Consider the following 22,493-nt stretch of genomic DNA (forward strand, 5'->3'; position numbering starts at 1 on the left):
GGCGGCGGGGGCTAGCAGTACTTGTCGCTGGGGTCCCGCGTCGTCCACGAGCACGCGTCGACCTTGCCGCCGTTCGCCTTGGTGAGCGTGGCGGTGTCGCTGGTGTTGTTCCAGACGTAGGCGCGGCGGTTCTGGTACTTGTCCCCCGCGGTGTCCCTACCGCTGCCCGTGTGCACCTTCATGGTCTTGTGCGCCCCGATCTTCACGTTCGGGAAGGTGTACCTGTGGTTCGAGACGTCCTTCAGGATCCAGCCCTTGAGCGAGATCGCCGTTGAACTGGTGTTCTTGATCTGCACCCACTCGGCGTTGAGGCTCGCGTTGGAGCGGTTGTCCGAACCGGGGCTGTCGAACCAGACGTGGTAGATGGTCACACCGCCGGCCGCCTGCGCCGGAGTGCTGAGAAGGAACGTGCCCGTCAGTGCCACGGCGCCCGCGAGCGCGGGCAGGGCAGCGCGTATCCGCATGAGAACCCCCCAGGGTGTCGCCCCCCGGCCGGTCGTCCACCGGCCAGTGAGAGTGACGACGTGCATGAAGTGCTATCACATGATCTTCACGCGGGTTTCACAAAGGGTGATTTCGCTTCCTCCGGTACGTCGGGGTGCTAATGGGGCCGGAAGAGAGGCGCAGAGAGGAGACGCAGAGGGGAGAGAAGAGAGGAGAAGTGGGGAGCCCTGTCCTGCGCGGGTCGCGCAGCGGCCACAATGGGGGGATGAGCGACAGTCCAGCCCCCCTCGCTGATCCGCATCTCGTCTTCGACCCCGTGGACGGAGTCCGGGACGTCGTGATCCTCGGCTCCACCGGCTCGATCGGCACCCAGGCCATCGACCTCGTGCTGCGCAACCCCGACCGGTTCCGGGTCACCGCGCTCTCCGCCGCCGGCGGCAGGGTCGGACTGCTCGCGGAGCAGGCCCACCGGCTGCGCGTACGCACGGTCGCGGTCGCGCGCGAGGACGTCGTACCGGCGCTGCGGGAGGCGCTCACGGCCGAGTACGCACCCGGCGAGACCCTTCCCGAGATCCTGGCCGGCGCGGACGCCGCCACGCAGCTCGCCGCCTCCGACTGTCACACGGTCCTCAACGGCATCACCGGCTCCATCGGCCTCGCCCCCACCCTCGCCGCCCTGGAAGCGGGCCGCACCCTCGCGCTCGCCAACAAGGAATCGCTCATCGTCGGCGGCCCGCTGGTGAAGGCGCTGGCCAAGCCCGGCCAGATCATCCCGGTCGACTCCGAGCACGCGGCGCTCTTCCAGGCGCTGGCGGCCGGTACGCGCGCCGATGTGCGCAAGCTGGTCGTGACCGCCTCCGGCGGACCCTTCCGGGGGCGTACGAAGGCGGAGCTGGCGAACGTCACTCCCGCCGAGGCGCTCGCGCACCCCACCTGGGCCATGGGCCCGGTGATCACCATCAACTCCGCGACCTTGGTCAACAAGGGGCTGGAAGTCATCGAGGCGCACCTCCTCTACGACATTCCCTTCGATCGGATTGAGGTGGTCGTGCACCCGCAGTCGTATGTCCACTCGATGGTTGAGTACACAGACGGATCGACACTGGCCCAGGCGACGCCCCCCGACATGCGGGGACCGATCGCCATCGGTCTCGGCTGGCCCGAACGCGTCCCGGACGCGGCGCCCGCCTTCGACTGGACCAAGGCGTCGAGCTGGGAGTTCTTCCCGCTCGACAACGACGCGTTCCCCTCCGTCGGGCTCGCCCGGCACGTGGGGCAGCTCGCGGGCACGGCCCCGGCGGTGTTCAATGCCGCCAACGAGGAGTGCGTGGACGCGTTCCTGAACGGCGCCCTGCCGTTCAACGGGATCATGGAGACCGTCACCCGGGTGGTTGAGGAACACGGCACACCCGGAACGGGAACTTCCCTGACGGTGGCGGACGTCCTCGAAGCGGAGACCTGGGCACGCGCCCGGGCCCGTGAACTGACCGCACAGACGGCACGGACAGCACCAATGGCACAGACGACAACCGCGGAGGCTCGTGCATGACGACCCTGATGATGATTCTCGGCATAGTCGTCTTCGCGGTCGGCCTGCTCATCTCGATCGCCTGGCACGAGCTGGGACATCTGTCGACGGCCAAGCTCTTCGGTATCCGGGTGCCGCAGTACATGGTCGGCTTCGGGCCGACCATCTGGTCACGGAAGAAGGGCGACACCGAGTACGGGGTGAAGGCGGTTCCGCTCGGCGGCTACATCCGCATGATCGGGATGTTCCCGCCCGGCCCGGACGGCCGGATCGAGGCGCGCTCCACCTCCCCCTTCCGGGGCATGATCGAGGACGCCAGGTCGGCCGCCTTCGAGGAGCTCCAGCCCGGCGACGAGACCCGCCTCTTCTACACGCGCAAGCCGTGGAAGCGCGTGATCGTGATGTTCGCGGGCCCGTTCATGAACCTCGTCCTGGCCGTCGCGATCTTCCTCGGCGTGATGATGACGTTCGGCGTGCAGACCCAGACGACCACGGTCGGCAAGGTCTCGGACTGTGTCATCCAGCAGAGCGAGAACCGGTCGAAGTGCGCGACGAGCGACCAGGCCGCGCCCGCCAAGGCCGCCGGGCTCAAGGGCGGCGACAAGATCGTCGCGTTCAACGGCAAGGCGATCGACGACTGGGCGGCGCTGCAGTCCGACATCCGCTCCAACCCCGGCAAGGACGTCACGCTCACCGTTGAGCGGGGCGGCCAGAAGGTCGACCTGACCGCTCACCTGATCAAGAACCAGGTCAGCAAGACCGACGGCAACGGCGGCTATGTCGAGGGCAAGTACGTGTACGCCGGCTTCCTCGGCTTCACGCCCGCCTCCGGCATCGTCCAGCAGTCGTTCGGCCAGTCCGTGAACCGCATGGGCGACATGATGCAGAACGGCGTCGAGTCGCTGGTCTCGCTGCCCGCCAAGATCCCCGACCTGTGGAACGCGGCCTTCGGCGACGGCCCGCGCAAGGCGGACTCCCCGATGGGCGTGGTCGGCGCGGCCCGTATCGGCGGTGATGTCTTCACCCTCGACATCCCGGCATCGCAGCAGGTCGCGATGATGCTGCTGCTGGTCGCGGGCTTCAACCTCTCCCTGTTCCTGTTCAACATGCTCCCGCTGCTCCCGCTCGACGGCGGTCACATCGCGGGCGCGCTGTGGGAGTCGCTGCGGCGGAACGCGGCGAAGGTGCTGAGGCGGCCGGACCCGGGCCCGTTCGACGTGGCGAAGCTGATGCCGGTGGCCTATGTGGTGGCCGGAATCTTCGTCTGCTTCACGATCCTCGTCCTCATCGCGGACGTTGTTAACCCGGTGAAAATCTCCTAGACGGTCTCTTGGCAGGACACCGTTCGTGGCGGCCGGACACCCTGGGTGTCCGGCCGCCATCCGTTGGGTGGGTTTAGGGGCGTGATGTGCTCGGGCGTGCGCCGGTGCCGTAATCTCGGAGCCTGGAGCCCACGATTCCGGGACCTTGATCCACAACTTGGGGTTGCACAGCAGATGACTGCGATTTCTCTCGGCATGCCGTCCGTTCCGACCAAGCTCGCCGAGCGTCGGAAGAGCCGGCAGATCCAGGTCGGAACCGTGGCCGTGGGTGGAGACGCACCCGTCTCGGTGCAGTCGATGACGACCACGCGTACGTCGGACATCGGCGCCACGCTGCAGCAGATCGCCGAGCTGACGGCCTCCGGTTGCCAGATCGTGCGGGTGGCCTGCCCGACCCAGGACGACGCCGACGCGCTCGCCACGATCGCCCGCAAGTCCCAGATCCCGGTCATCGCGGACATCCACTTCCAGCCGAAGTATGTCTTCGCGGCGATCAACGCCGGCTGCGCGGCCGTCCGTGTGAACCCCGGCAACATCAAGCAGTTCGACGACCAGGTCAAGGAGATCGCGCGGGCCGCGAAGGACACCGGCACCCCGATCCGGATCGGCGTCAACGCGGGCTCGCTCGACAGGCGGCTCCTGCAGAAGTACGGCAAGGCGACCCCCGAGGCGCTCGTCGAGTCCGCCCTCTGGGAGGCGTCCCTCTTCGAGGAGCACGACTTCCGGGACATCAAGATCTCGGTCAAGCACAACGACCCGGTGGTCATGGTCAACGCCTACCGCCAGCTGGCGGCGGCGTGCGACTACCCCCTGCACCTCGGTGTGACGGAGGCGGGCCCCGCCTTCCAGGGCACGATCAAGTCGGCGGTGGCGTTCGGAGCGCTGCTCTCCGAGGGCATCGGCGACACGATCCGGGTGTCCCTGTCGGCGCCGCCCGCCGAGGAGGTCAAGGTCGGTCTCCAGATCCTGGAGTCGCTGAACCTCAAGCAGCGCGGCCTGGAGATCGTCTCCTGCCCGTCCTGTGGGCGTGCCCAGGTCGACGTGTACAAGCTGGCGGAAGAGGTCACCGCCGGTCTCACCGGCATGGAGGTCCCCCTCCGCGTCGCCGTCATGGGCTGCGTCGTGAACGGTCCGGGCGAGGCCCGCGAGGCCGACCTCGGCGTCGCCTCCGGCAACGGCAAGGGGCAGATCTTCGTCAAGGGCGAGGTCATCAAGACGGTCCCCGAGTCGAAGATCGTCGAGACGCTCATCGAGGAAGCGATGAAGCTCGCCGAGCAGATGGAGGCCGACGGCATCGCCTCCGGCGAGCCTTCGGTGTCGGTGGCAGGCTGATCCACGGGCGGAACCACCGGGTCCTCGCCCCCGCCGCCCCTACCCGTCCCTACCCCAGGGGCTCCGCCCCTTCGCCCCCGCCAGGGGCGCTGCGCCCCCTGGACCCCCGCATCGGCCTGAACGGCCTCGTCCTCAAACGCCGGACGGGCTGAAAGGCGCGGGCCGGACTGGATGCCGGAACGGCCCTCGCTCTCGAACGCCGGGCGACTCAGGGCTTTCAGGGGCACGGGGAACTGCGCGCCCGGCCCCCGCGCACCCGCAGACAGGCAACTCCGGACAGACGGCGCATCCGGGGCGCAGCCCCGCCTCGGGGGCGCGGGGAACTGCGCGCCGGGCCCCCGCGCACCCGCAGACAGGCAACTCGGGGCGGGCGGGGAATTCGGGGCGCAGCCCCGCCCCAAGGGGCGCGGGGAATTGGGGGCGCAGCCCCGCCCCAAGGGGCGCGGGGAACTGCGCGCCCAGCCCCCACCCACCCGCAGACAAGCAACTCGGGGCCGGTGGGGTTTCCGGGGCGCAGCCCCGCCCGAGGGGCGTGGAGAACCGCTCTCACCGGCCCGCGGCCGAAGCCCAGGCCGGTACAAGGGGCGGCGAGCCACAACCTCGCCAGGTACAGTGCGGAGATCAGCAGACCGTATGGTGAGGCCCCCGCACGTGTTGACCCAGACCACCACCAGGGTCCTCGAACCGAGTGACCTGGACGCCGCGCTCGCCGTCCTCGACCGCGACCCGGTCGCGAACGCATTCGTCGCGTCCCGGGTACAGGTCGCGGGCCTCGACCCCTGGCGGCTCGGCGGCGAGATGTGGGGCTGGTACGAGGACGGCATGCTGCGGTCCCTCTGCTACGCGGGCGCCAACCTGGTCCCGATCTGCGCCACCCCCCGTGCCGTCCGCGGCTTCGCGGACCGTGCGCGAAGGGCCGGCCGCCGCTGCTCCTCGATCGTCGGCCCCGTCGAGGCCACCGCCCAGCTGTGGCGGCTGCTCGAACCCAGCTGGGGCCCGGCCCGCGAGGTCCGCGCCCACCAGCCCCTGATGGTCACCGACCGCCTCCCCGCCGACATCGCCCCGGATCCGTACGTCCGCCGCATCCGCAAGGACGAGATGGAAACGATCATGCCGGCGTGCGTGGCGATGTTCACCGAGGAGGTGGGCGTCTCACCGCTCGCCGGTGACGGCGGCCTGCTCTACCAGGCGCGGGTGGCCGAACTGGTCGGCACCGGCCGTTCGTTCGCCCGTCTCGACCAGAACGGCAAGGTCGTCTTCAAGGCCGAGATCGGCGCCGCCACCCGGCAGGCCTGCCAGGTCCAGGGGGTGTGGGTCGCCCCCGAGTACCGGGGACAGGGGCTGGCGGCCCCGGGCATGGTGGCCGTCATGCGCTACGCCCTCGCCGACATCGCCCCGCTCGTCAGCCTCTACGTCAACGACTTCAACACTCCGGCCCGGGCGACGTACCACCGTGTCGGCTTCCAGGAGATCGGCGCGTTCATGAGCGTGCTGTTCTAGCGCTCGCAGGGGCTCGGTGAACTCCTTTACCGACCTCGGACAGGCTCCCGATCGGCTCCCGACCGCCCCCAGGTCGACCCCCGATCGGCCCGAACCCGACGCAACCTCCCGTAGTCCCGGCGCAATCCGGCGAAGCGCCCCGGTAGTCTCCCCGGCATGCTGCGCTTTCCCGGTCAGGGCCCCCGCAAGCCCGACGACGTGGTCGTCGGCCCGCTGGATCTCGCGGCGCGCGTCGACGAGGCGCTCGCCGTGCAGGCCCTCGCCTTCGGGCTCGGCGCCGACGAGGTCGCCGTACGCCGGCAGATCGTGCTGCGTCACCTCGCCTACCCGGGAGCCCGCGCACTCGGCGCGACGACGGTCGGCGGACGGCTCGTCGGCTTCGTCTACGGCATGCCCAACGACCGCACCCACTGGTGGTCCACCGTCGTGGAACCGTATCTGCGCGCCCAGGAACGCGACGCGTGGCTCGACCACTCCTTCGTGATCACCGAACTGCACGTCCACCCGCACTACCAGAACCACGGCGTGGGCCGGTCCCTGATCACCGACATCACCGACAGCGCCAGCGAACCCCGCTCGATCCTTTCCGCCATCGACACCGACAGCCCGGCCCGCGGCCTCTACCGCTCGCTCGGGTACGAGGACCTCGCGCGGCAGGTTCTCTTCCCCAGCGCACCCAAGCCGTACGCCGTCATGGGCGCCCCGCTGCCCCTCCGCAGGCGCTGAGCGCCCGGGGCCGGCCCCCGGCCGGGCGCTAACCGATTTCCACCGGGATGGGCCGCCCGGCTAACCTCCTAGCCATCACCCTTACGCAGCAGGAGTCGAGAATCATGGCCCAGGTCCAGCGCATGTCCCGTTTGATGGTCAAGACACTGCGTGACGACCCGGCGGACGCCGAGACGCTCAGCCACAAGCTGCTCGTCCGCGCCGGCTACGTGCGCCGCAACTCCGCCGGCATCTGGACCTGGCTGCCGCTCGGCAAGAAGGTCCTCGACAACATCTCCCGCGTCGTACGCGAGGAGATGGACGCCATCGGAGCGCAGGAGGTCCTCCTGCCGGCCCTGCTGCCCAAGGAGCCCTACGAGGCCTCCGCCCGCTGGGAGGAGTACGGCGACCTCCTCTTCCGCCTGAAGGACCGCAAGGGCGGCGAGTACCTGCTCGGCCCGACCCACGAGGAGATCTTCACGCTCGTCGTGAAGGACCAGGTCGCGTCCTACAAGGACCTGCCGGTCATGCTGTACCAGATCCAGACGAAGTACCGCGACGAGGCCCGCCCGCGCTCCGGCGTGCTGCGCGGCCGCGAGTTCCAGATGAAGGACTCGTACTCCTTCGACACGACGGACGAGGGCCTCGCGGAGTCGTACGCGCTGCACCGCGCCGCCTACCAGAAGATCTTCGCCCGCCTGGGCCTGGACTACCGCATCGTGTCGGCCGTCTCTGGCGCCATGGGCGGCTCGGCGTCGGAGGAGTTCCTCGCCCCCGCCGCGGCCGGTGAGGACACCTTCGTGGACTGCCCGTCCTGCGACTACGCGGCCAACACGGAGGCCGTCACCTTCGCCCTGAAGCCGGTGGACGGTTCCGGCGTCGGCCCGGTCGAGGAGCTGGACACCCCCGACACCCCCACCATCGAGACGCTCGCCGAGCACCTCGGTGTCCCGGCCTCCGCCACTCTCAAGAACCTCCTGGTCAAGGTCGACGGCGAGATCGTGGCCGTAGGCGTCCCCGGCAACCGCGAGGTCGACCTCGGCAAGCTGGGCGAGCACCTCGCCCCCGCCGTCGTCGAACTCGTCACCGCCGAGGACTTCGAGGGCCGCGGCGACCTCGTCCGCGGCTACGTCGGCCCGCAGGGCCTGGAGAAGGTCCGCTACATCGCCGACCCGCGGGTGGCCCCCGGCACCGCCTGGATCACCGGCGCCAACAAGGTCAACACGCACGCGAAGAACGTCGTCGCGGGCCGCGACTTCGAGGTCGACGACTACCTGGACGTCGTCGTGGTGGAAGCGGGCGACCCGTGCCCCAAGTGCGGCACCGGCCTCAAGCTGGACCGCGCCATCGAGATCGGCCACATCTTCCAGCTCGGCCGCAAGTACGCCGACACCTTCCAGCTCGACGTCCTCGGCCAGCAGGGCAAGCCGGTCCGCGTGACCATGGGCTCGTACGGCATCGGTGTCTCCCGCGCGGTCGCGGCGCTCGCCGAGCAGTCGGCCGACGAGCAGGGGCTGTGCTGGCCCAAGGAGATCGCTCCCGCCGACGTCCACGTCGTCGCCGCCGGCAAGGCCCTGCAGACCGAGCTGGCCCTCGACGTGTCGGAGAAGCTCGGCGCGGCGGGCGTGCGCGTCCTCGTGGACGACCGCGCCGGGGTCTCCCCGGGCGTGAAGTTCACGGACGCCGAGCTCATCGGCGTACCGAAGATCCTGGTGGCCGGGCGCCGCTCGGCCGAGGGCGTCCTCGAGCTGAAGGACCGCCGTACCGGCGAGCGCGAGGAACTGACCGTGGACGAGGCGATCGCCCGCCTGACGGCGTAGCCGCACGACAGCCGGGAGGCGCCCGGAGCATGGGCGCCTCCCGGACTTCTCTCAGCCCCACGGAGTTCATTGGGTACGCGCGGAGATCCGCTGTTTCTCGGTCGAACCTCAACGACGCTCTGGCCGGGGCTGCCGCCCGCTGGGCCGTCGACCAGGCCATCGCCTGCCAGGCCACGGCCTGTGCGCGGAACTGCTCCCCGAACGCATCACGCTCGACGAGTGGGGCTACCCGCTCCAGGACGAGGCACCCCTACCACCCACCACCCTGAAACGCGCCCGCAGAGCCGCCGCCGACTGCCCGGTACTGGCCCTCGAACTCGCCACCGCACAGGGAGGTTTAGGGCGGGGCGGTCAGAGCCAGCCCGCGAACTCCAGCAACAGCTCCGCGTCCTGCGGACGCCCGACCCGCCCCGCCCGTACGCCGGACTCCACCGCCCGGAACAACGTCCAGCCCCGCAGCCGCTCCTGGTCCACCTCCAGGGACTCGGCGAGCCGCTTCACCCGTCGCCGTGTGATCGACGACCCCGAAGGGGACGCGATCAGGTCCTCCACCCGGTCCCGGACCAGCCGGGCCAGATCGAAGGCGCACTCGCCGACCACCGGGTCCGGGCCCACGGCCAGCCAGGGCATGCGCTCACCGGCGAGCACCTTGCTCTGCCGGAAGGTGCCGTGCAGCAGCCGCTCCTCGGGCGCTCCGGCGAGGAGTTCCTCGCGGGCCGCGAGCGCCGCGTCGACCAGTGGCGCGACCTCGGCGTCGGCGCTCGCCGCCGCCCGCATCGCCTCGGCCTGCCGCCCGGTCCGCTCGGCGACGGTCTCGAAGACATGGGTGGCGGGCGGCTCGACCCACAGCCGCCGCAGCGTCCCGGCGGCCTCCAGCAGGGCTTTCGACTCCGGCAGCGAACGCACGGACAGATCGGGACGCAAGCGCTCCAACAGCAGTACGCCGTGGGTGTCGCCCTGCGCGTCGGCGGGGTTGAGGAGCTGCACGGCGCCCCGTCCGTCCCAGTGGGCGAGCGCGGCCCGCTCGCTCTCCGGACGGGCCCGCGGCGGCGCCAGTTTCAGCACGGCGGGCGTCCCGTCGGCCTGCCGGACGAGCAGGACGAGGCTGCTGCGACCGCCGGGTGCCTGCACCCGCTCCACGGTCAACTCGCGTAGATCGACCGCCTGTTGCGCCAGCGAGGGCAGCTTGTCCAGCCACTCGCCCGTCCCGTTGGACCCGCCGGAGCCGTTGGACCCGCTCCGCTGCGTCTCGCCGAGTGCCCGTACCAGGCGCCGCGGCGGTTCGAAGGCCATGCGCGAGTCCATTGCGCGAGGTGTTCCTTTCCAGCTGGTCCAGGTCGTCCAAGTCGTCCGGGTCGTCTCTTCCGGGCCGTCAGGGGCGCGTCACGAGGGCGACGGCGTCGCCGCGGCCGGGGTGGCCGAGGGGGCCGCCCGCTCGGCGAGACCAGGGAAGGCTACGCTCTCGCCGCGCCAGCGCACCGCCCGCACCGCCGCCTCCCGCAGCGCCTCGGCGGCCGAGCGCCGCCGATCGCCCGAGGAGGCGCGCACGAGGTCGGAGTACACCCCGGCCACGCGTTCCTCCAAGTCGGCCGCGAGCTGTACGGCCGCGGCGGAGTCCTGCACGGCGAACGGCAGCGCGTACGCCGCCGCGGAGACCTCCGGCCTGCCGCCCAGGTCCCGTACGGCGCGGGCGAGTTCATCGCGCCGCGCCCGATGGGCGTCGTACGCCGACCGGGCCTCGCCCCGGCGAGCCTCGTCGATCCTGCCGCCGACGACTCCGTACCCGTAGACGGCGGCGTGCTCGGCGGCGAGCGCCGCCTGCAACGCGCCGAGCTCGGCCTGCGTGGTGTCCTTGGTGCTTCTCGTGCCCTTGGCCGTGCTCACTTGGCACCCTCCGTCAGCAGGAACGCGTGTGCGGCTCCGGCCGCGGCCACCGAGGCGAGCAGCCTGGCCAGCTCGCCCGGGACCGTCAGCAGGGCCTTCGTCCGCTGGTCGGCCAAGGTGCGCTCGGCGGTCGCGAGGTCGGCGAGGGCGTCCTTCTCCTGGGCGGGCACGGTGGGGGAGGGGCTGGGCTGCGCCGAGGCGGAGGCCGACGGCGAACCGGAGGCGGAGGGCCGGCTGCCGGCGGTTCGGCTGCCCCCGAACGCCTGGGCGTGCCGTACGACCTCCGCCCGCAGTGGCTTCAGCCGGGCCGCCAGCGGGGGATGGGCGGTGATCACGGCGGCATAGCGTGCCGCGAGCGACTCGCTGTCGCTGGCCGCACGCGCGCGTGCGCGGTCCGCGGCCGAGGGGCTCCGGACCGTGGTGTCGGTGGACGGCTCGGGGGCGGAACAGCCCACGAGCACGAAGGCGCCCGCGGCGGAGGCGAGCAGGCTCCTTCGGCGCGGCCCCGAGGGGGTTCGCGGCGGCAGGGTGAACGGCACGGCAGACGTCCTCGGAAGGCTCGTACGAAAGGGAGGGCGGCACGCCCGTGATCACGGTACCCGTGCCCCACGCGATCGACCCCCATGGGCTCGCCACCGCCGCTCGGCCCCGGACCCGTCGGACGCGCGGTTGCCCGTGCCCCTTGGGAGAGCGCCGTCGGGGGCGGGGGACGGTGGACGGCAACACCCTCCGCGACCGGATACCCTTTGACCAGACACACGACCAACCCACAACAGCACACGCGGCCGAGGAGTCACCCGGATGAGCACCACCCAGAGCGAGAGGCTGCGAGTACTGCTGGAACCGCTCGTCAGCTCTCAGGGACTCGACCTCGAAGAGGTCGAAGTGGACTCGGTCGGACGCAAGCGTGTGCTGCGTGTTGTCGTCGATTCGGACGAGGGCGCCGACCTGGACGCGATCGCCGATGTGAGCCGCGCGCTCTCGGCGAAGCTCGACGAGACGGACGCGATGGGCGAGGGCGAGTACACCCTCGAGGTCGGAACCCCCGGTGCCGAGCGCGAGCTCAAGGAGCACCGTCACTACGTACGCGCCACGGACCGCCTGGTGAAGTTCCAGCTGGGCGACGGCGGCGAGTTGGTCGCGAGAATCCTCGACGTGGACGAAGAGGGAGTCGATGTCGAGGTGCCGGGCGTGAAGGGGCGCAAGCCCACCGCCAAGCGGCTCGTCTTCCAGGACATCGCCAAGGCCCGCGTCCAGGTCGAGTTCAACCGTAAGAACAAGAACGAAGAGAACGCAGAGGAGGCGTAGCCGTGGACATCGACATGAGTGCCCTGCGGGGCTTGGTACGGGAGAAGGAGATCTCCTTCGACCTGCTGGTCGAGGCGATCGAGTCGGCCCTCCTCATCGCCTACCACCGCACCGAGGGAAGCCGCCGCCACGCGCGTGTCAAGCTCGACCGGGAGACCGGTCATGTGACCGTGTGGGCGAAGGAGGACCCCGAGGACCTGGAGGAGGGGCAGGAGGCACGCGAGTTCGACGACACCCCGTCGGGGTTCGGCCGGATCGCCGCGACCACCGCCAAGCAGGTCATCCTGCAGCGCCTGCGGGACGCCGAGGACGACGCGACGCTCGGTGAGTACGCCGGGCGTGAGGGCGACATCGTCACGGGCGTCGTGCAGCAGGGGCGCGACCCCAAGAACGTGCTCGTCGACATCGGCAAGCTGGAGGCCATCCTGCCGGTGCAGGAGCAGGTCCCAGGAGAGACGTATCAGCACGGGCTGCGGCTGCGCTCGTACGTCGTTCGGGTGGCGAAGGGGGTACGCGGTCCGTCCGTCACCCTGTCGCGCACGCACCCCAATCTGGTGAAGAAGCTCTTCGCGCTGGAGGTTCCGGAGATCGCCGACGGGTCCGTCGAGATCTCCGCGATCGCACGCGAGGCCGGTCACCGTACGAAGATCGCCGTCCGGTCCACCCGTTCGGGTCTGAACGCCAAGGGAGCTTGCATCGGTCCCATGGGCGGCCGGGTGCGCAACGTGATGGCCGAGCTGAACGGCGAGAAGATCGACATCGTCGACTGGTCGGACGACCCGGCCGAGATGGTGGCGAACGCGCTCTCCCCGGCCCGTGTCTCCAAGGTCGAGGTCGTGGACCTCGCGGCCCGCTCCGCGCGCGTGACCGTCCCGGACTACCAGCTGTCGCTGGCGATCGGCAAGGAGGGCCAGAACGCCCGCCTCGCGGCCCGCCTCACCGGCTGGCGCATCGACATCCGTCCGGACACCGAGCAGCCGTCCGACGAGACCGCTCGGCGCGGCGCGGACCAGCACCGGGAATAGTTCTGAGCCGTAGGTGGCTTAGATCACGACAACAACCGTTCGATTCTTGCCCCAAAGGGGTGAGGTCGGTGCGGGGAGGTAGACTTAAGAGTGTCTGGCCGGACGCGAGCCCGCGCATGCCCTGAACGCACCTGTGTGGGGTGCCGGGAGCGAGCGGCCAAGACTGATCTGCTGCGGACCGTGGCGGTCGAGGGTGAATGCGTCCCCGATCATCGCGGTACGCTGCCCGGCCGGGGCGCTTATCTGCACCCCGCCCTGGTCTGTTTCGACCTGGCGGTACGCCGCCGGGCGTTCCCAAGGGCGCTGCGTGCCCCGGGACCGCTCGACACAGCGGCGTTGCGCCTCTACGTCGAGCAGGCAACACCGTAAGGAGCGTCGTACGGAACCCCCGTGCGGCCCTGGTACCCCGCGAGTTGGAAGTAGGTCGAGATTGCGATGAGCACTCGATGAGCACGCGATGAGTACGCCCATGAAGTAGCGACGGTCCGGACGCAACCCGGACCTAAAAGGAGCGAAGTGGCTAAGGTCCGGGTATACGAACTCGCCAAGGAGTTCGGGGTTGAGAGCAAGGTCGTCATGGCCAAGCTCCAAGAGCTCGGTGAATTCGTCCGTTCGGCGTCCTCGACGATCGAGGCGCCCGTTGTACGCAAACTGACTGACGCCCTGCAGCAGGGCAGCGGTGGCGGCAAGCCCGCCCCCGCACGTAAGGCTGCCCCGGCGAAGCCGGGTGCCCCCTCTCCGGCGCAGGCTGCCCGTCCGGCCGCCCCGCGCCCGCCGGCCCCGAAGCCGGCCGTGGCGGAGCGCCCCGCCGCTGCTCCGGTCACTCCGGCAGCTCCTGCGGCTCCGGTCACTCCGGCCGCCGCGGGTCCGCGCCCGACACCGGGTCCCAAGCCCGCCCCGAAGCCCGCTCCGGCGGCTCCGGCTCCGGTCGCGGCCGAGTTCACCGCGCCCCCGTCGGCTCCCGCGGCTCCCGCCGCAGGTCCCCGTCCGGGCGCCCCGCGTCCCAGCGGTCAGGCTCCGCGTCCCGGCGGTGCCCGTCCGGCCGGTGGTCCCGGCCAGGGTGGTCAGGGTCGTGGCGACCGTCCCGAGCGCGGCGACCGTCAGGGCGCCCCGCGTCCCGGCGGCCAGGCCGCGCGTCCCGGCGCTCGTCCGGCCGGCCCGCGTCCGGGCAACAACCCGTTCACCTCTGGTGGCTCCACCGGAATGGCGCGCCCGCAGGCGCCCCGTCCGGGCGGTGCCCCGCGTCCCGGCGGCGACCGTCCCGGCGGCGCTCCGCGTCCGCAGGGCGCGGGTCAGGACCGTGGTCCCCGTCCCCAGGGCGGTCCCGGCGGCGCTCCGCGTCCGCAGGGTGGTCCGGGCGGTGCCCGTCCGACTCCGGGCGGCATGCCTCGTCCGCAGGGCGGCGCTCCGCGTCCCGGCGGTGGCCCCGCCGGTAACCGTCCCAACCCCGGCATGATGCCGCAGCGTCCCGCTGCGGGCAGTCCTCGTCCCGGCGGTGGCCCCGGTGGCCGCGGTCCCGGTGGCGGCGGCGGTCGTCCCGGTGGTCCCGGTGGCGGCGGCGGTCGTCCGGGTGGCGGCGGCTTCGCCGGTCGTCCCGGTGGCGGCGGTGGCGGTTTCGCCGGTCGTCCGGCCGGTCCCGGTGGTGGCGGCGGTGGCGGTTTCGCCGGTCGTCCCGGTGGTCCCGGCGGTGGCGGCGGTGGTCGTCCCGGCTTCGGCGGTCGTCCGGGTGGTCCCGGTGGCCGTGGTGGCACGCAGGGTGCGTTCGGCCGTCCCGGCGGTCCGGCGCGTCGTGGTCGCAAGTCGAAGCGGCAGAGGCGCCAGGAGTACGAGGCCATGCAGGCCCCGTCGGTCGGCGGCGTGATGCTGCCTCGCGGCAACGGACAGTCCGTCCGCCTGTCGCGCGGTGCGTCCCTCACCGACTTCGCGGAGAAGATCGGCGCCAACCCGGCGTCGCTCGTCGGCGTGATGATGAACCTCGGCGAGATGGTCACTGCCACGCAGTCCGTCTCCGACGAGACGCTGAAGCTCCTCGCGGACGAGATGAACTTCGTCCTCGAGATCGTCAGCCCCGAGGAGGAGGACCGCGAGCTGCTCGAGTCCTTCGACATCGAGTTCGGCGAGGACGAGGGTGGCGAGGAGTTCCTCGTCGCGCGTCCGCCGGTCGTGACCGTCATGGGTCACGTCGACCACGGTAAGACCCGCCTTCTCGACACCATCCGCAAGACGAACGTCGTCGCGGGCGAGGCCGGCGGTATCACCCAGCACATCGGTGCGTACCAGGTCACGACCGAGGTCAACGAAGAAGAGCGTCGCATCACCTTCATCGACACCCCGGGTCACGAGGCGTTCACCGCCATGCGTGCCCGTGGTGCGAAGTCGACCGACATCGCGATCCTCGTGGTGGCGGCCAACGACGGTGTGATGCCCCAGACGATCGAGGCGCTGAACCACGCCAAGGCGGCCGACGTGCCGATCGTGGTCGCGGTCAACAAGATCGACGTCGAGGGCGCGGACCCGGTCAAGGTGCGCGGTCAGCTCACCGAGTTCGGTCTGGTGGCCGAGGAGTACGGCGGCGACACGATGTTCGTCGACATCTCCGCCAAGCAGGGTCTGAACATCGACCAGCTGCTGGAGGCCGTGGTCCTGACCGCGGACGCCTCGCTCGACCTGCGGGCCAACCCGGAGCAGGACGCGCAGGGCATCGCGATCGAGTCCCACCTCGACCGCGGCCGTGGTGCCGTCTCGACGGTCCTGGTCCAGCGCGGCACGCTGCGCATCGGCGACACGATGGTGGTCGGCGACGCGTACGGCCGTGTCCGGGCGATGCTCGACGACAACGGCAACAACGTCGAGGAAGCGGGTCCGTCGACCCCCGTCCTGGTCCTGGGTCTCACCAACGTCCCGGGTGCCGGCGACAACTTCCTGGTTGTCGACGAGGACCGCACGGCGCGTCAGATCGCCGAGAAGCGCGCGGCGCGTGAGCGCAACGCCAACTTCGCCCGCCGGGGTGTCCGGTTCTCCCTGGAGAACCTGGACGAGGCCCTCAAGGCCGGTCTGGTGCAGGAACTCAACCTCATCATCAAGGGCGACGCGTCCGGTTCGGTGGAGGCTCTCGAGTCCTCGCTGCTCCAGCTCGACGTCGGCGACGAGGTCGACATCCGTGTCCTGCACCGCGGTGTGGGTGCGGTCACCGAGTCGGACATCAACCTGGCGACCGGCTCCGACGCCATCGTCATCGGCTTCAACGTCCGCGCTGCGGGCCGCGCGGCGCAGATGGCGGAGCGCGAGGGCGTCGACGTCCGGTACTACTCGGTGATCTACCAGGCCATCGAGGAGATCGAGGCGGCCCTCAAGGGCATGCTCAAGCCGGAGTACGAGGAGGTCGAGCTCGGCACGGCGGAGATCCGCGAGGTCTTCAAGTCGTCCAAGCTGGGCAACATCGCCGGTGTCCTGGTCCGCTCGGGCGAGGTCAAGCGCAACACCAAGGCGCGACTCGTCCGCGACGGCAAGGTCATCGCGGAGAACCTCAACATCTCCGGGCTGCGTCGCTTCAAGGACGACGTCACCGAGATCCGCGAAGGCTTCGAGGGTGGTATCAACCTCGGAAACTTCAACGACATCAAGGTCGACGACGTCATCGCGACGTACGAGATGCGCGAGAAGCCGCGGGCGTAACGCAGTGGCTTGAGCTGGCCGACGGTGATCACTCATCGTCGGCCAGCTTGCCGTTTACAAGATCGCGCAGTTCCCCGCGCCCCAAAAAAAGGGGCGCGGGGAACTGCGCGAACGGCCCCCACCGGCCCGCAGCCGTGGAACGCACCGGGGGCCCGGAAACCCCGTCGAGCGAGCCAGAGGTTCGTTGTACGGTTCTGATGTCCCTGCCAAGCGCATTGGCAGGCCATCTATCCCGTACCGGCGGGACATCCGGTTACACATGTATGTGGGGACGCTGTCCTTCGATCTGCTCCTCGGCGATGTGCACTCGCTCAAGGAGAAACGCTCTCTCGTCCGGCCGATCGTCGCTGAACTCCAGCGGAAGTACGCGGTGAGCGTGGCGGAGACGGGCAACCAGGACCTTCATCGCAGGGCCGAGATCGGCCTGGCGATGGTCTCCGGAGACACCGAGCACCTCACCGACGTACTGGACCGGTGCGAGCGGCTCGTCGCGGCGCGACCGGAGGTGGAGCTGCTGTCGGTACGGCGCAGACTTCATACAGACGAAGACTGACGGAACAAGCAAGGCGAAGAAGGAGACGGACCAGTGGCCGACAACGCGCGTGCCAAGAGGCTGGCGGACCTCATCCGAGAGGTGGTGGCCCAGAAGCTGCAGCGTGGGATCAAGGACCCGCGGCTCGGCACCCATGTCACCATCACGGACACCCGGGTCACCGGGGACCTCCGGGAGGCGACCGTCTTCTACACGGTCTACGGGGACGACGAGGAGCGCGCGGCCGCGGCCGCGGGCCTGGAGAGCGCCAAGGGCGTGCTCCGCTCGGCGGTCGGCGCGGCGGCGGGCGTGAAGTTCACACCGACGCTGACCTTCGTCGCGGACGCCCTGCCGGACACCGCCAAGACGATCGAGGACCTGCTCGACAAGGCGCGGGCCTCGGACGCGAAGGTGCGCGAGGTCTCGGCCGGTGCGGCCTTCGCCGGTGACGCGGACCCGTACAAGAAGCCGGGCGAGGACGACGAGACGGACGGCGACGTCGCGGAATGACGCAGAAGACCAAGACGCCCGACGGGCTTGTCATCGTCGACAAGCCGTCGGGCTTCACTTCGCACGACGTGGTCGCCAAGATGCGCGGGATCGCCAGGACCCGCCGCGTCGGACACGCCGGCACCCTCGACCCCATGGCGACGGGCGTACTCGTCCTCGGTGTCGAGAAGGCGACCAAGCTCCTCGGGCATCTCGCGCTCACCGAGAAGGAGTACCTGGGGACCATCCGGCTGGGCCAGGACACGCTGACGGACGACGCCGAGGGCGACATCACCTCGTCCACCGACGCCTCTCGGGTGACCCGGGAGGCCGTCGACGCCGGGGTCGCCAAGCTCACCGGCCGTATCATGCAGGTGCCGTCCAAGGTCAGCGCCATCAAGATCGACGGTGTGCGCTCGTACAAGCGGGCACGCGAGGGCGAGGACTTCGAGATCCCGGCCCGCCCGGTGACGGTCTCCTCGTTCGCGGTGTACGACATCAGGGACGCCGTGGCCGAGGACGGCACGCCGGTGCTCGACCTGGTCGTCTCCGTGGTCTGCTCGTCCGGGACGTACATCCGGGCGCTCGCCCGGGACCTGGGCGCGGACCTGGGCGTCGGCGGTCACCTCACCGCCCTGCGCCGTACCCGCGTCGGCCCGTACAAGCTCGACTCCGCGCGCACCCTCGACCAGCTCCAGGAGGAGCTGACCGTGATGCCGATCGCCGAGGCCGCCGCGGCCGCGTTCCCGCGCTGGGACGTGGACGCCAAGCGGGCCCGGCTGCTGCTCAACGGCGTACGCCTGGAGATCCCCGAGGAGTACGCGGGCGTCGGCGCGGTGGCCGTGTTCGACGCCGAGGGCCGGTTCCTCGCGCTGGTGGAGGAAGAGAAGGGCAAGGCGAAGAGCCTCGCCGTGTTCGGCTGAGGCCGAGGCTGAGGCTGAGGCCTGTTCATGCTCGGGCACTTGCCCGTGGAGCGGCGGTCACGGGGTTTCGTGCCCGCCGCTCCACGGTCCCCCCTCGGTTCCCCCACCCAAAGGTGTATCCATCCGCCCTGCCCTATTCACCCCATCGGGCAGGCGCTCGGAGTGAACCGAGGGAGCGGAAGGGGGCGCGTTTCGCGCGTGATCTGTCCCGCTGATCATTTGGCGCCTACCGTCGGAAGAAGGAGCACGGCGGGGAGGTTCGAGCATGGCGGGACGGGGCCCGCGGACCGGGAACGAGCAGACACCGGACGACGTCCGCCGCGCGCGGGACGAGAGTCTGGTGCGCGTCTGCGACCTGGCCGGACGTCCGCGCGGCACGGGTTTCGTCGCCGACCACCACGGCACGGTGATCACCAGCCACGAGGCCGTCGACGGTCTGGCCCGCCTGGTGCTGCACGGATCCGGCGACCGCAGCTGTGTGGTGACCGCCGACGCCGTGACCCCGCTCCCCGAAACCGATCTGGCGCTCGTACGCACCGAGGGCCTCGGCCTCGACCCGCTCCCCGTCACCGTGCGCGAGCGGGTCGAGACCGGCACGTACGTCCGGATCCCCGCGGGCGGCTGGCGCGAGGCCCGGGTGCTGGGCAGCACCACCGTGACGTACACGGCGACCGATCGCCTCCATGTCCTCGACGAGGCACTGGAGTTGGCGATCGGCACGGCCGGCGCGGACGCGCTGCGGCTGGGCGGCGGGGCGGCCGGGGGACCGGTCCTCGACGCCTCGACCGGGGCGGTGATCGGAGTGCTCGGCACCGCGCTGCACACCGAGCACCGGGCCGCGGGTTTCGCGGTCCTCCTGCGCACCCCCGGCGTCACGGGCCCGCTCGCCGAACTCCTCGACCGCAACGCCACCACCGTCCCCGCGTACGGGGCCGATCTCAATCCGGCAGGCGTACTCGAACTCACGGCGACCTCGGTGGGCTCGGACGGCCCCCGCTCCGCGACCTCGGCGGGCACCGGCGGCGCGGCGCCCGCCACCGTCGAACGGGCCTCCTTCGTACGGGAGTTCGCGGCCTTCGAGAGCGGCCAGGCCGCCGTCCTCGGACTCGTCGGCCCACCCGGCAGCGGCCGTACGACGGAGCTCGCGGCGCTCGCCGCCCGCCGCACCCGTAGCGCCGAGCCGGCCCCCACGCTCTGGCTGCGCGGCGCCGACCTCCTCGCCACGGACACCTCCGTCGCCGACGCGGCCACCCGGGCGCTGGAGCGGGCGGGGCGGATCGTGGCGGCCCCGGAGGAGGGGGCGCACCGGGAGCCGGGGGTGCTGCCGCCCGGCGGGTACGAGGGAGAGCTCGGCGACATCGGTCCCGACCGGCTGGCCCGGCTTGCACGGGCCGCCGGACGGCCACTGCTGCTCCTGCTCGACGGACCGGAGGAGATGCCGCCCGACCTCGCCCACCGGCTGCCCGAGTGGACCGCGGGCACGGCCGAGTGGCTGCGGGCGAGCGGGGCGCGGCTCGTCGTCGCCTGCCGTGCCGAGTACTGGGAGCAGGCGGGGCCCCGGTTCCCGGCCGAGTCGCTGCACCGGGCCGGCTCCGACCTGGAGCCGTCGCTTCCGCCCTGTGTCCGGCTGGGCGAGCTGACCGAGGAGGAGGCGCGGCGGCTGCGGTCGCGGGCCGGGATCCCCGAGGATGCGCTGGTGGCCGCCGACGCGCGGCATCCGCTGACGCTGCGGCTGCTGGCGGAGGTGCGCGCCGCGCTGCCGGACCCGCCGACCCGGCCACTCGACCGGGACGAGGTCTTCGCCGCCCATCTGGACCTGATGTGCCTGCGTGTCGCGGTCCGGCTCGCCGCGGCGAACGGGCTGCGCGGCACGGCCGTGCGAAGGCTCGCCGCCCAGGTCTCCGGCCAGGTGCACGAGGCCGCGCGGCGCTGTCTGGGGCCCGGCCAGGGCCAACTGGACCGCGTGTCCTTCGAGGCCGTCTTCCCCTGGGGCCCCGCCCCGGGAGGCCGCCCGGGGCGTACCTCCGGCTGGGCCTCCGCCGTTCTCACCGAGGGCCTCCTGGTCCCCGCCGGGAGCGGCTACCGGTTCGCCCACGAGGAGCTCGCCGACTGGATCCAGGGCACCCACCTGGACCTGGACCCCGCCCTGCACGCCCTGGTCCACCGGCGCCGCGAAGCCTGGCGTGCCGAGCGGGTACCGGCCCAGCGGACGCCCGTGCGCCCATCCGCCCAGAGCCGTTCCGTGCCCGTACCGCGTCACCGCATCGGTCCCGTCGTGCAGGCCCTCCTCCTGCTGGCCCGGCACCAGGGCGCCGGTGCGCTGGCCCGCCGTCTCGAAGACCTCGTCGAGGCCGTCGACGAGCCGCAGGCGGAGGAGTCCGCCCCGACCGGAGACAGCGGCCCCGCCGGAGACAGCGGCCCGGCCGGAGACGGTGCCCCGGCCGGAGACGGTGCCCCGGCCGGGGACGGCACCTGGTGGGCCACCCACCTCCTCGCCGGCGTCCTGGTGCGCGTGCCCGACGCGACCCCGTACACCCGGGTGCTGAGGCTGCTCGCCGAGCGGATCGTGGCGTGGCGGACCGAAGGCCGGGGTGTGCCGGCGGAGTTCGGGCCCTCCTTCTGGGAGGCGCTGCCGCTGTCGGAGGCGGAACGGTTCGATCTGCTCAGGCGCCTGGTCGTCGTGGACGGAGCGCCGCGACAGGCGAGCCCGGCCGAGGGGTCCCGCACCCCCTCCGGCGCCCACCGCCGCCGTCCCCCGCAGGCCCCGCGCTACCTGGACGCCGTCGCCCGGCTCCTCGCCGCCGACCCCACGGCCGTACAGCCCCACCTCACCCCTTGGTTCGACGACGACCGGCCGCTGCCCGCGACGCCCCACGCGACCGTGGCGACCGCCGCGCAGGCCCTGCTGTACGCGCATCGGCGGCGCGCCCTGGACGACCTCGCGGAGGCCCTGGTCGACCGCGCCCACCGGCGCGGGGACGAGCTGCTGGCCGCGCTCGCCGAGGAGGAGCCCTCGGCCGTGTGCCGGGCGGTGGACCGGTGGGCGCACGACGAGCGTCCGGCCCGGCGGGTGGCGGCGATGGCGTACGGGCTGCGCGCCGCGCCGTTCGTGCGCACCGAGGCGGACCGCGAGCTGCTGCGCTACGCGGCGCTGACCCTGCTGGCCCGCCCCGCCGACTGCACGCTGCACGGCGGCGCGCTCGGCCTGCTCGTACGGGACCCGTGGACGCGGGCCCGGTATCTGCCGCAGGCGCTTGAGCTCTTCGCCGCGGGCGATCCGCGGCTGCCCGCCGGTGCGCTGGTCGCGGCTCTGAACACGCATCCCGACCCGGTGCTCGAAGCCTTCCGGGTCCGGCTGCGACAGCCGGGCGCGGACACCTCGGAGGCGCTGCGTACGCTCGCCGACGTCACCACGCCCGCGCTCGCCCGCCGTGTCGGCGTGCTGGTCAGGGAAGTGGTGGAGGTGTGCCCCGAGGCCGCCGCCCACGTGGCCGCGTACGTCGACCGGCGCCTCGAACACGGTTCCGCTGCCCGATCCGTCCTCTTCCCGCTGGTCACCGGTCTGCTGGTCGGCTGCCCGGCTCCGGTGCGGGCGGCCCTCGCGGCCGTCCTGGCGGCGCCGGGCGGCCGGGACTGCGGCCCGTTGCGGCGCGAGCTGCTGGACCTGCTGCTCGCGCACGAGCAGGACCCGGCCGTTCTCGACACCCTGCTGCGGGCCGCCGCGGACGGCGCGGCCCGCCGGGGTGAGGAACTCACCCGGGAGCTGGTGTACCGGACGGGCCTGCTCCTCGTCCGCACCCCGGCCGGAGCCACCGGATTCGACCGCGGTCTGCTCGAGCTGGCCCGTCGGGTTCCCGGCTTCGCGACCCTGGTGGCGCGCTGGCTGAACGGCTCCCCCGACGAGTGGGCCGGCGTCGTCGGCCCGAGCACCCGCCGCATGATCGAGGACCTCGCCGGGCCACGGGTTCCGGCCTGAACCGTGCGCGATGCGTCACACCCCGATGCC

18 protein-coding genes and 1 pseudogene are annotated in these 22,493 nt (G+C 71.7%); 15 read left to right on the plus strand and 4 right to left on the minus strand.

The annotated features are described in order from the left end of the window. Positions 1-11: 11 nt before the first annotated feature. Positions 12-464: a lamin tail domain-containing protein gene (locus tag AQJ27_RS21745; protein WP_054235300.1), complete on the minus strand. Its 453-nt coding sequence runs from the start codon at positions 462-464 to the stop codon at positions 12-14. A 245-nt stretch (positions 465-709) separates the two neighbouring features. Here AQJ27_RS21745 and dxr point away from each other — a divergent pair, with 245 nt between their 5' ends. The 7 genes and pseudogenes from dxr to AQJ27_RS60175 form a co-directional block, all read left to right on the plus strand. Next, a complete protein-coding gene (gene dxr / locus AQJ27_RS21750; protein WP_067371237.1) occupies positions 710-1,993 on the plus strand; it encodes a 1-deoxy-D-xylulose-5-phosphate reductoisomerase in 1,284 nt (427 codons plus the stop codon). Next, complete coding sequence (locus AQJ27_RS21755; RefSeq protein ID WP_067371239.1) at positions 1,990-3,294, plus strand: M50 family metallopeptidase; 1,305 nt, start codon at positions 1,990-1,992, stop codon at positions 3,292-3,294. The genes dxr and AQJ27_RS21755 overlap by 4 nt, the downstream gene beginning before the upstream one ends. A gap of 174 nt (positions 3,295-3,468) precedes the next feature. Next, positions 3,469-4,626 (plus strand): flavodoxin-dependent (E)-4-hydroxy-3-methylbut-2-enyl-diphosphate synthase, encoded by a 1,158-nt coding sequence (gene ispG, locus AQJ27_RS21760; protein WP_067371241.1) that lies wholly within the window; start codon positions 3,469-3,471, stop codon positions 4,624-4,626. Between the two features lie 651 nt (positions 4,627-5,277). Then, a complete protein-coding gene (locus tag AQJ27_RS21765) occupies positions 5,278-6,126 on the plus strand; it encodes a GNAT family N-acetyltransferase (RefSeq protein ID WP_067371398.1) in 849 nt (282 codons plus the stop codon). A 156-nt stretch (positions 6,127-6,282) separates the two neighbouring features. Continuing rightward, positions 6,283-6,852: a GNAT family N-acetyltransferase gene (locus AQJ27_RS21770; protein WP_067371243.1), complete on the plus strand. Its 570-nt coding sequence runs from the start codon at positions 6,283-6,285 to the stop codon at positions 6,850-6,852. A gap of 104 nt (positions 6,853-6,956) precedes the next feature. Beyond that, positions 6,957-8,651 carry a proline--tRNA ligase gene (locus AQJ27_RS21775; protein ID WP_067371245.1) on the plus strand — a complete coding sequence of 565 codons (1,695 nt, stop codon included), beginning with the start codon at positions 6,957-6,959 and terminating at the stop codon, positions 8,649-8,651. Positions 8,652-8,829: 178 nt separating this feature from the next. Continuing rightward, positions 8,830-8,955: pseudogene (locus tag AQJ27_RS60175) on the plus strand (ferredoxin); the annotation flags it as partial. Between the two features lie 47 nt (positions 8,956-9,002). On the opposite strand, the gene AQJ27_RS21780 reads toward AQJ27_RS60175, so the two are convergent. From AQJ27_RS21780 to AQJ27_RS21790, 3 genes are all read right to left on the minus strand, one after another. After that, positions 9,003-9,944 (minus strand): aminoglycoside phosphotransferase family protein, encoded by a 942-nt coding sequence (locus AQJ27_RS21780; RefSeq protein WP_067371399.1) that lies wholly within the window; start codon positions 9,942-9,944, stop codon positions 9,003-9,005. A gap of 90 nt (positions 9,945-10,034) precedes the next feature. Continuing rightward, positions 10,035-10,535: a ferritin-like domain-containing protein gene (locus AQJ27_RS21785; RefSeq protein WP_067371246.1), complete on the minus strand. Its 501-nt coding sequence runs from the start codon at positions 10,533-10,535 to the stop codon at positions 10,035-10,037. Then, positions 10,532-11,074, minus strand: a complete 543-nt coding sequence (locus AQJ27_RS21790; protein WP_067371248.1) for a hypothetical protein — start codon at positions 11,072-11,074, stop codon at positions 10,532-10,534. Before AQJ27_RS21790 ends, AQJ27_RS21785 begins: the two co-directional genes overlap by 4 nt. 262 nt (positions 11,075-11,336) lie before the next feature. Here AQJ27_RS21790 and rimP point away from each other — a divergent pair, with 262 nt between their 5' ends. The 8 genes from rimP to AQJ27_RS21830 all read left to right on the plus strand — a co-directional run bounded on the left by rimP (position 11,337) and on the right by AQJ27_RS21830 (position 22,463). Further along, on the plus strand, positions 11,337-11,843 hold the full coding sequence (gene rimP, locus AQJ27_RS21795) for a ribosome maturation factor RimP (protein ID WP_067371250.1): 507 nt from the start codon (positions 11,337-11,339) through the stop codon (positions 11,841-11,843). Between the two features lie 2 nt (positions 11,844-11,845). Further along, positions 11,846-12,868, plus strand: a complete 1,023-nt coding sequence (nusA, locus tag AQJ27_RS21800; protein WP_067371251.1) for a transcription termination factor NusA — start codon at positions 11,846-11,848, stop codon at positions 12,866-12,868. A 90-nt stretch (positions 12,869-12,958) separates the two neighbouring features. Further along, entirely contained in the window at positions 12,959-13,237 is a 279-nt protein-coding gene (locus tag AQJ27_RS52310; protein ID WP_079065140.1) for a YlxR family protein, read from the plus strand. A 147-nt stretch (positions 13,238-13,384) separates the two neighbouring features. Next, positions 13,385-16,543 carry a translation initiation factor IF-2 gene (gene infB, locus AQJ27_RS52315; RefSeq protein ID WP_079065141.1) on the plus strand — a complete coding sequence of 1,053 codons (3,159 nt, stop codon included), beginning with the start codon at positions 13,385-13,387 and terminating at the stop codon, positions 16,541-16,543. Between the two features lie 259 nt (positions 16,544-16,802). Next, positions 16,803-17,096, plus strand: a complete 294-nt coding sequence (locus AQJ27_RS21815; RefSeq protein ID WP_067371255.1) for a DUF503 domain-containing protein — start codon at positions 16,803-16,805, stop codon at positions 17,094-17,096. Positions 17,097-17,129: 33 nt separating this feature from the next. Then, on the plus strand, positions 17,130-17,585 hold the full coding sequence (gene rbfA / locus AQJ27_RS21820; protein ID WP_067371257.1) for a 30S ribosome-binding factor RbfA: 456 nt from the start codon (positions 17,130-17,132) through the stop codon (positions 17,583-17,585). Continuing rightward, positions 17,582-18,487 (plus strand): tRNA pseudouridine(55) synthase TruB, encoded by a 906-nt coding sequence (gene truB, locus AQJ27_RS21825; RefSeq protein WP_067371259.1) that lies wholly within the window; start codon positions 17,582-17,584, stop codon positions 18,485-18,487. The genes rbfA and truB overlap by 4 nt, the downstream gene beginning before the upstream one ends. A gap of 265 nt (positions 18,488-18,752) precedes the next feature. Then, entirely contained in the window at positions 18,753-22,463 is a 3,711-nt protein-coding gene (locus AQJ27_RS21830; protein WP_067371261.1) for a trypsin-like peptidase domain-containing protein, read from the plus strand. The last annotated feature ends 30 nt before the right edge of the window (positions 22,464-22,493 follow it).

Source organism: Streptomyces olivochromogenes (assembly GCF_001514115.1).
Lineage (GTDB): Bacteria > Actinomycetota > Actinomycetes > Streptomycetales > Streptomycetaceae > Streptomyces > Streptomyces olivochromogenes.

Bases quoted from the DNA above. Each gene is read 5' to 3' on its own strand.
- AQJ27_RS21780 (WP_067371399.1), bottom strand. From the start codon at position 9,944: ATGGCCTTCGAACCGCCGCGGCGCCTGGTACGGGCACTCGGCGAGACG.
- AQJ27_RS21770 (WP_067371243.1), top strand. From the start codon at position 6,283: ATGCTGCGCTTTCCCGGTCAGGGCCCCCGCAAGCCCGACGACGTGGTC.
- AQJ27_RS21830 (WP_067371261.1), top strand. From the start codon at position 18,753: ATGGCGGGACGGGGCCCGCGGACCGGGAACGAGCAGACACCGGACGAC.
- AQJ27_RS21815 (WP_067371255.1), top strand. From the start codon at position 16,803: ATGTATGTGGGGACGCTGTCCTTCGATCTGCTCCTCGGCGATGTGCAC.
- AQJ27_RS21745 (WP_054235300.1), bottom strand. From the start codon at position 464: ATGCGGATACGCGCTGCCCTGCCCGCGCTCGCGGGCGCCGTGGCACTG.
- rimP (WP_067371250.1), top strand. From the start codon at position 11,337: ATGAGCACCACCCAGAGCGAGAGGCTGCGAGTACTGCTGGAACCGCTC.
- ispG (WP_067371241.1), top strand. From the start codon at position 3,469: ATGACTGCGATTTCTCTCGGCATGCCGTCCGTTCCGACCAAGCTCGCC.
- AQJ27_RS21755 (WP_067371239.1), top strand. From the start codon at position 1,990: ATGACGACCCTGATGATGATTCTCGGCATAGTCGTCTTCGCGGTCGGC.
- dxr (WP_067371237.1), top strand. From the start codon at position 710: ATGAGCGACAGTCCAGCCCCCCTCGCTGATCCGCATCTCGTCTTCGAC.
- truB (WP_067371259.1), top strand. From the start codon at position 17,582: ATGACGCAGAAGACCAAGACGCCCGACGGGCTTGTCATCGTCGACAAG.
- AQJ27_RS21775 (WP_067371245.1), top strand. From the start codon at position 6,957: ATGGCCCAGGTCCAGCGCATGTCCCGTTTGATGGTCAAGACACTGCGT.